Consider the following 8,358-nt stretch of genomic DNA (forward strand, 5'->3'; position numbering starts at 1 on the left):
CGGGCGCCGGCAGCAGTGCAGAGACCGCAGCGGGCGCCGCATCGGCACTGCTGCTGCGGGTGGCCTGGCCCGGCCGGACCAGGCGCTGGCCATGGGAGTTGCCGACCTGCACCTTGCCCTGCAGGACCTCGGTGGCACCGACGTGCCCGTCATCCCCGGCGCTGACCCGGAACACCGTGCCGCGCACGCTGCTGGTCGCGGTGGGCGCATCGATGATGTAACGCGAGGCGGGACCGCGCGCCGGCGTCACCCGGTTGCTGGCTCGCCCCTGCTGCAGGCGCAGTCGGGTGTCGACCATGCCGGTGTGGCCGTAACGGCTCAGCTGATCCAGGCGCAGGCGCGAGTACTCGCGCAGCTGCAGGCGCGAGGCATCGGCGAATTCCAGGGTGATGCTGGAGTCGCCTTCGGTCTCCACGGTGTCACCGATATGCAGCTGTTCGCCGGCCTGGAGCGCGCGGGTCGCCGTGCCATCGGCGCCTGCCAGCGCGACCTTGCCGCGCACGGACAGCACCCGGGCCGGCGCCGGTTCGGTGCGCAGCCAGCTGATCGGGAAGCGCAGCAGCTGGCCCGGCGGCAACTGGTAAGGGTTGTCGATGCGGTTGTGCTGCTGCAGCTGCTGCCAGCGTACCGAGGGCTTCAGGTAGAGCCCGCCCAGATCCCACAGGGTATCGCCGGGCCGGACCCGATAGTTCCAGTCCTGGGCGCCGGCAATGGCGGGCATCAGGAAGAGGGCGCAGAGCAGAGCGCCCGTTAAATGCATGGCGAACGACAGAGAGCGGACGACGGTCACAGTTTGCAATCCCGGCAATGCGGGGGTGCAGCTGCAAGACCCCATGGCCCCGACCTCATCCCCCCGAACGGATCGTGGCGACCGCGTGGCCACCAGCGCGGGCATTATTGCCCGCGTTCAGTGCAGGAATTCTGAACGGAGCGGGTTCCCGTTCAGAACAGCAGCGACGCCATCCTGCGGCGGTACTGGCCGACCAGGTCCTCGTCGGAGATCACATTGAAGGCGTCGATCAGGGCCTTGCGCGGCAGGCCTTCCTCGAATCCGCGGTCGATCCGCAGCATTTCCAGGAACTGGGCCAGCGCGGCCTCGTCATGACCGCCGAGCAGCAGTTGCACGCCACGCAGGTGGCGGGCCTTGAGGTCCTTGCCGTCAGCGGCGATGCGTGCCTCCAGCACCTCGGCGGCCGGGGCATCTTTCAGCGCGGCGGCGAAGGCCAGGCGGGCGCGGGCACGCACGGCACGGTCGTCGGTGGCCAGATTGGCAGGCAGGCCGTCGATCAGGGTGCCTGCCTCGTCCACGCCACCGATCTGCAGCAGGGCCAGGGCCAGGTCGAGCTTCAGTTCATCCTTGTCCGGCTCGGCGGCGATCTGCGCACGCAGCACATCGACCTGCGCCTGCGGATCCAGCGGGGCGTCATCTTCGGGGGCAGCATCGCCCACATCGGCCGGTACGATGCCGTGCTGGGCCAGGAACTCACGCAGCTGGCCTTCCGGAATGGCGCCGGGGAAGCCGTCCACCAGCTGGCCGCCCTTGACCAGGAATACGGTGGGCACCGAGCGGATCTGGAAGGCCGCAGCGATCTGCTGTTCCTTGTCGACATCGACCTTGGCCAGCTCGAACGCACCGTTGTACTCGGCAGCCAGCTTTTCCAGCATCGGGCCCAGGGTCTTGCACGGCCCGCACCAGGTGGCCCAGAAGTCGACCAGCACCGGCGTCTGCAGCGACTTCTGCAGGACTTCGGCCTCGAAGGTCGCAGTGGTGGCGTCGAATACGTAGGTCGTCTCGGTCATGGGGAAAGCATCGCTTGGCATCTGGAGACCGATTCTATGGTGACGATCGATGTCCGTCTCAACCCTGCCGTCACATCGCGCGCGACGGCCTCGGGGGCGTGGCACGCAGCACAGCCCGTGGATCACCCGCTTTCCGGAGCTGACCGGCGTGCTGGCCGAGGTGCGCCGGAAGCACCCGGCCTCGGCCGCGCGCTTGGCGCACTGCGTCACTGCCGCGACAATGCGCTGATCCATTCTTTTCCGGGTGACTGCGCGCAATGTCCATGGTCCGGCTTGATCGTTGGTTGGGACTGCTTGCTGCAGTCGTGTTCGTCCTGGCTGTGTCTGGCTTCGGTGCCGGCCTGGAGGGCTATGCACAGGCCCGCCACCCGGTGGCGCTGCTGGGGGCGCGGGGCGTACCGCATGCGCTGGCCTTCAATCTGCTTGGCTTCGTGCTGCCCGGCGTGCTCGCTGCGGTGGTGGCTGAGCGCCTGCGCCGCAGCCTGCCCGCCACTGCCGGCTGGGCACCGAGGGTCGGCAGCCAGATGCTGCTGCTGGCTGGCCTGGGCTTTGCCGCGATGGGCTTGCTGCCGCTGGACGTGGACGATCTGCATGGGCCCGCCAGCCAGCTGCATGCCAGTGCCTGGATGATCTGGGTGCTGGGCTTCGTCGCCGGAACCCTGTTGCTGGGCACGACACAGCTGCGTCAGGCGCATGGCCGCGCCCTGGGCGCCCTGGCCCTGGGCTGCGGCGTGCTGGCTGCGGTGGCCGCGTTTGCCCTGCAGGGCGTCCTGCCGGCGCCGCTGGCACAACGGCTGGCGTTCGCCTGCTGGGTGGCCTGGCTGGCCGCCGCACTGCCGCTGTCGCGCCAACGCTGAGACGGCTCCCGGGGCATCGCGGCGCCCACCCCCAAGCAGGCAGGATTGGAGACGTTTGCCGCACTGCGGTACGCTGTACCGCTTTGCCGCCGCATCCGCGTGTTCCATGACCAGCGCTGAAACCAACGCCTACGACCCGCAGCAGGTTGAATCCGCCGCCCAGCAGTACTGGGACGCCACCCGTGCCTTCGAGGTCGACGAGACCTCGGACAAGCCGAAGTACTACTGCCTGTCGATGCTTCCGTACCCGTCCGGTGCGCTGCATATGGGCCACGTGCGCAATTACACGATTGGCGACGTGATCAGCCGCTACAAGCGCATGACCGGCCACAACGTGCTGCAGCCGATGGGCTGGGACGCGTTCGGCCTGCCGGCGGAAAACGCCGCGATCAAGAACAAGACCGCGCCGGCAGCGTGGACCTACAAGAACATCGACCACATGCGCAGCCAGCTGAAATCGCTGGGCTATGCCATCGACTGGTCGCGCGAGTTCGCCACCTGCCGTCCGGACTATTACGTCCACGAGCAGCGCATGTTCACCCGCCTGATGCGCAAGGGCCTGGCCTATCGCCGCAACGCGGTGGTGAACTGGGACCCGGTCGACCAGACCGTGCTGGCCAACGAGCAGGTCATCGACGGCCGCGGCTGGCGCTCCGGTGCGCTGGTGGAGAAGCGTGAGATCCCGCAGTGGTTCCTGCGCATCACCGACTACGCCCAGGAACTGCTGGATGGCCTGGACGAGCTGGATGGCTGGCCGGAATCGGTCAAGACCATGCAACGCAACTGGATCGGCCGCTCGGAGGGCCTGGAAATCCAGTTCGACGTGCGCGACGTCGATGGTGGCGTGCTGGATCCGCTGCGCGTGTTCACCACCCGCCCGGACACGGTGATGGGCGTGACCTTCGTGTCGATCGCCGCCGAACACCCGCTGGCGCTGCACGCAGCGAAGAACAACCCGGAACTGGCCGCGATGCTGGCCGACCTGAAGCAGGGCGGTGTATCCGAGGCTGAACTGGAAACCCAGGAAAAGCGCGGCATGGATACCGGCCTGCGCGCGCTGCATCCTGTCACCGGCGAGCCGGTGCCGGTGTGGGTCGCCAACTTCGTGCTGATGGGCTACGGCACCGGCGCGGTGATGGCCGTTCCGGGCCATGACCAGCGCGACAACGAAGTGGCCAACAAGTACGGCCTGCCGATCAAGCAGGTGATCGCGCTGAAGGATGCGCGCACCGACGAAGAGCGCAACTGGGACGGTAGCCGCTGGCAGGACTGGTACAGCGACAAGAGCCGTGCGTTCGAGCTGGTGAACTCGGCCGAGTTCGACGGCCTGGATTTCCAGGGGGCCTTCGAAGCCCTGGCCGAACGTTTCGAGCGCAAGGCCCAGGGCCAGCGCCGCGTCAACTACCGCCTGCGCGACTGGGGCGTGAGCCGCCAGCGCTACTGGGGCTGCCCGATTCCGGTGATCTACTGCGACAAGTGCGGTGCGGTGCCGGTGCCGGAGGAGCAGCTGCCGGTGGTACTGCCGGAGGACGTGGCGTTCTCCGGGACCGGTTCGCCGATCAAGACCGACCCGGAATGGCGCAAGACCACCTGCCCGGAATGCGGTGGCGCCGCCGAGCGCGAGACCGACACCTTCGACACCTTCATGGAGTCGAGCTGGTACTACGCCCGCTACACCTCGCCCGGTGCCCGTGACGCTGTCGACAAGCGCGGCAACTACTGGCTGCCGGTCGATCAGTACATCGGTGGCATCGAGCACGCGATCCTGCACCTGATGTATTTCCGCTTCTACCACAAGCTGCTGCGCGACGCGCGGATGGTGGACAGCAACGAGCCGGCGCGCAACCTGCTGTGCCAGGGCATGGTGATCGCCGAGACCTACTACCGCCCGAATCCGGACGGTTCGAAGGACTGGATCAACCCGGCCGATGTGGAAGTGCAGCGTGACGAGCGCGGCCGCATCACCGGCGCCACCCTGATTGCCGACGGCCAGCCGGTGGTGGTCGGTGGCACCGAGAAGATGTCCAAGTCGAAGAACAACGGCGTGGACCCGCAGGCGATGGTCGGCAAGTACGGCGCCGACACCGTGCGCCTGTTCTCGATGTTCGCCGCGCCGCCGGAGCAGTCGCTGGAGTGGAACGAGGCCGGCGTGGACGGCATGGCGCGCTTCCTGCGCCGCCTGTGGGCCCAGGTGCAGAAGCATGCTGCCGACGGTGCCGCCCCGGCGCTGGACGTTGCAGCACTGGATGCCAACCAGAAGGCGCTGCGCCGCAAGACCCATGAAACCATCGGCAAGGTCGGTGACGACTACGGTCGCCGCCACAGCTTCAATACCGCCATCGCAGCGGTGATGGAGCTGATGAACGCGCTGGCCAGGTTCGAGGACGACAGCGAGCAGGGCCGCGCGGTGCGCCAGGAAGCGCTGCAGGCCGTCGTGCTGCTGCTGAACCCGATCACGCCGCATGCCAGCCACGCCCTCTGGCAGGTGCTGGGCCATGGCGAGACGCTGCTGGAAGACCAGCCGTTCCCGCAGGCCGACAGCAGTGCGCTGGTACGCGATGCCCTGACCCTGGCGGTGCAGGTCAACGGCAAGCTGCGCGGCACCATCGAGGTGGCGGCCGATGCCGCGCGCGAGCAGGTCGAGGCGCTGGCGCTGGCCGAGCCCAACGCGGCCAGGTTCATGGAAGGCCTGACGGTGCGCAAGATCATCATCGTCCCGGGCAAGATCGTGAACATCGTCGCCGCCTGATGTACCTCGCACCGGCCACCCGCGCGGTGGCCGATGCCTTTCCAGAAGCAGGGCCGGGTGCTTGATGGCCCTGCATTCACGCGGCTTCGGGCACGCTGTGTGTTGCCGTGATCGCCCGGCTCCGCCAGACTGTCTCCATGACCCGAATCCTGCTTGCCCTCGTTCTTGTCCTCGGCCTCGCCGGCTGCGGCTTCCATCTGCGCAACAAGCTGATGCTGCCGACCGACACCGCCCCGGTGAAGGTGGTATCCACCGCCCCGTACAGTGAACTGGTCAAGCTGCTCAATCGCAGCCTGCTGGCCTCTGGTGCCAGGCTGGCCGATGAGGACAGCAAGGAACCCAGTACCCAGCTGCAGGTGTTGTCCGAGCGCTGGGGTGACCTCCCGATCGCCATCGACTCGCAGGGTCGTGCGCAGGAGTACAGCCTGCGCTATGCGGTGATCTTCATCTTCCGCCGCGAGGATGGCAGCGAACTGGTGCCGCAGCAGGTGATCGAACTGTCGCGCGACTACGTGTCGCCGCCGACCGACGCCACCGGTACCACCACCGAACGCGAAATCCTGGCCACGGAGCTGCGCCGGGAAATGTCCGCCTCGATCATCCGCCGTATCGACAGCGTGGTCCGCGCCGAGATCGAGAAGGGGGGCAGCCTGTCCGCGCCGAAGGCCAAGCCGATCGAGGGCGCGGTGCCGGCAGAGCCTGCCGCCGCCGTCAAGCACTGAGCGGCAGCGACGATGGAACTGCGTCCGGAGCAGCTGGCCAGCCAGGGCGCTGACACCGCGTTGGCGCCGGTGTACCTGATCGCAGGCCCGGAAACACTGCGCGTACTGGAGGCCGCAGATGCCATCCGCGCGCGTGCGCGCGCCTCGGGCATCGGCGAACGCGAAGTGTTCGATGCCGACGGGCGTGATTTCGACTGGAACCAGCTTGACGCCAGCTTCAATGCGCCAAGCCTGTTCAGCGCCCGCCGCCTGGTCGAGGTGCGCCTGCCCAGCGGCAAGCCGGGCAAGGAGGGCGCCGAGGTCATCACTCAGTTCTGCGCCAACCCGGCGCCGGACGTGGTGTTGATGATCACCGCCAATGAATGGAGCAAGGCCCACCAGGGCAAGTGGGCCGAGGCGGTCAGCCGCATCGGCGTGCTGTCGGTGGCATGGGCGATCAAGCCGCACGAACTGCCGGACTGGATCGAGCGCCGCCTGCGCGGCAAGGGCCTGCGTGCCGACCCGGCTGCCGTGCAGCGCCTGGCTGAGCGGATGGAGGGCAATCTGCTGGCCGCCGCCCAGGAAATCGACAAGCTGGCGCTATTGGCCGACGGCCAGCCGTTGGATGTGGAACGGATGGAGTCGCTGGTGGCTGACGCTGCCCGCTACGACGTGTTCCGGTTGGTGGAGGCGACGTTCTCCGGCCAGCCGCCGGCGGTGCTGCGCATGCTGGCCGGCCTGCGCGGTGAAGGGGAGGCGGTGGCCGCATTGATGCCGATCGTGATCCGCGAACTGCTGGCGGGCGCAGGCCTGGCCCGCGTGCAGGCGCGTGGTGGCAACCTGGCCGCTGAAATGAAATCGCGCGGCATCTGGGAATCGCGGCAGGCGCCTTACAAGCGCGCGCTGCAGCGGCACCCGGAAGGCAAGCGCTGGGAGCGCTTCGTGGCCGAGGCGGGGCTGGTCGACCGCATTGCCAAGGGGCGCGCTGACGGCGACGCCTGGCTGGCGCTGGAACGCCTGCTGGTGGCCGTGGCCGAACCGCGTGCCGTGCGCCTGCTGGCGCGGGCCTGAGTGATGAGCCTGCGGATCTACTACGGGGGCACCTTCGATCCGGTGCACCTCGGGCACTTGGCGATCGCGCGCGCGGCCCGTGATGAACTGCAGGTCGCCGTGCGCATGCTGCCGGCCGCCGATCCGCCGCACCGCGCGGTGCCCGGCGCCACCGCTGAGCAGCGCTGCACGATGTTGTCGCTGGCCATCGGCGACGAGCCGGGGCTGCTGCTGGACCGTCGCGAACTGGATCGTGCCACCCGCTGCCCCGGTCGCCCGTCGTACACCGTCGACACCCTGCGCGAGCTGCGTGGCGAGCTGGGCCCGAGCCGGCCGCTGGCTTGGCTGGTGGGCGCCGACAGCCTGCTGGGGCTGTCCGGCTGGCACGAATGGGAGGCCCTGTTCGATCTGGCCCACTTCGTGGTGGCCGAACGGCCGGGCAGTCCGTTGCAGGCGTCGATCGATGGCGAGCTGGGGCGTGCCCTGCAAGGGCGCTGGGCCGACAATGAGCAGGCCCTGTTCGCCAGCCCGGCCGGGCGCATCCTGCGCCTGCACCACCCACTACGCGGGGAATCGGCCAGCGCAGTGCGCTCGCAGATTGCCGCTGGCGGTCCCTGGCGCGCACTGCTGCCCCCGGCCGTGGCCGACTATGTCGCTGCACACGGGCTGTACCGCCCGGCCACGGCGTGAATGGCGCGGCCGCGCCATCCCCGTATAATCGCCCCCACGTTTATCGAGTCGATCCACTTTGAGCAACCAGACCCAGCCCCAGACCATCAAGGTCGATCTGCCCAGCCCGCCGCCGTCCGTGCCGGAACTGCTGGCCAGCGTCCGCCAAGCCACCGAAGACCTGAAGGCCAAGGACCTGGTCGAGATCGACGTGCGCGGCCGGTCCAGCGTTGCCGACTACATGATCGTCGTTTCGGGCACCTCGACCCGCCACGTCAAGTCGATTGCCGATGAAGTCGTGCGCTTCGCCAAGAACATCGACGTGATGCCGCTGGGTGTTGAAGGCGAGCGCGAAGCGGAGTGGGTGCTGGTCGATCTGGGCGACGTGATCGTCCACGTGATGCTGCCGCGCGTGCGTGAGTTCTACGCGCTCGAGCGCCTGTGGACCGTCGGCGACCAGCCGCCGTCCAGCGACGACGAAGTGGCCTGAGCCGCACGTTGACGCATCCCTTCGACGGCGCCGATGGCGCCG

General features: G+C 68.4%; 9 protein-coding genes. 7 read left to right on the top strand and 2 right to left on the bottom strand.

Annotated features, from left to right (window positions below):
- Both ABGA94_RS08935 and trxA read right to left on the bottom strand, forming a co-directional pair.
- On the bottom strand, positions 1 to 835 hold an 835-nt coding region (locus tag ABGA94_RS08935; protein ID WP_375367051.1), incomplete at its 3' end, for a FecR domain-containing protein.
- Positions 836 to 942: 107 nt separating this feature from the next.
- On the bottom strand, positions 943 to 1,800 hold the full coding sequence (gene trxA / locus ABGA94_RS08940; RefSeq protein ID WP_014038035.1) for a thioredoxin: 858 nt from the start codon (positions 1,798 to 1,800) through the stop codon (positions 943 to 945).
- Positions 1,801 to 1,849: 49 nt separating this feature from the next.
- On the opposite strand from trxA, the gene ABGA94_RS08945 reads away from it, so the two are divergent.
- The 7 genes from ABGA94_RS08945 (at position 1,850) to rsfS (ending at position 8,316) form a co-directional block, all read left to right on the top strand.
- Entirely contained in the window at positions 1,850 to 2,029 is a 180-nt protein-coding gene (locus ABGA94_RS08945; protein WP_134956368.1) for a hypothetical protein, read from the top strand.
- A 28-nt stretch (positions 2,030 to 2,057) separates the two neighbouring features.
- Positions 2,058 to 2,657, top strand: a complete 600-nt coding sequence (locus tag ABGA94_RS08950) for a DUF998 domain-containing protein (RefSeq protein ID WP_049459673.1) — start codon at positions 2,058 to 2,060, stop codon at positions 2,655 to 2,657.
- Positions 2,658 to 2,763: 106 nt separating this feature from the next.
- Positions 2,764 to 5,406, top strand: a complete 2,643-nt coding sequence (leuS, locus tag ABGA94_RS08955; protein WP_005418117.1) for a leucine--tRNA ligase — start codon at positions 2,764 to 2,766, stop codon at positions 5,404 to 5,406.
- Between the two features lie 137 nt (positions 5,407 to 5,543).
- On the top strand, positions 5,544 to 6,128 hold the full coding sequence (lptE, locus tag ABGA94_RS08960; protein WP_005418114.1) for an LPS assembly lipoprotein LptE: 585 nt from the start codon (positions 5,544 to 5,546) through the stop codon (positions 6,126 to 6,128).
- 12 nt (positions 6,129 to 6,140) lie between these two features.
- Positions 6,141 to 7,178 (top strand): DNA polymerase III subunit delta, encoded by a 1,038-nt coding sequence (gene holA / locus ABGA94_RS08965; RefSeq protein ID WP_111126983.1) that lies wholly within the window; start codon positions 6,141 to 6,143, stop codon positions 7,176 to 7,178.
- A 3-nt stretch (positions 7,179 to 7,181) separates the two neighbouring features.
- Positions 7,182 to 7,847 (top strand): nicotinate-nucleotide adenylyltransferase, encoded by a 666-nt coding sequence (nadD, locus tag ABGA94_RS08970; protein ID WP_005418110.1) that lies wholly within the window; start codon positions 7,182 to 7,184, stop codon positions 7,845 to 7,847.
- Between the two features lie 58 nt (positions 7,848 to 7,905).
- Positions 7,906 to 8,316: a ribosome silencing factor gene (gene rsfS / locus ABGA94_RS08975; protein ID WP_005418109.1), complete on the top strand. Its 411-nt coding sequence runs from the start codon at positions 7,906 to 7,908 to the stop codon at positions 8,314 to 8,316.
- Positions 8,317 to 8,358 lie beyond the last annotated feature (42 nt).

Source organism: Stenotrophomonas sp. 3diitr2024, from assembly GCF_042136455.1.
In the GTDB taxonomy this organism is placed as follows: Bacteria; Pseudomonadota; Gammaproteobacteria; order Xanthomonadales; family Xanthomonadaceae; genus Stenotrophomonas; species Stenotrophomonas sepilia.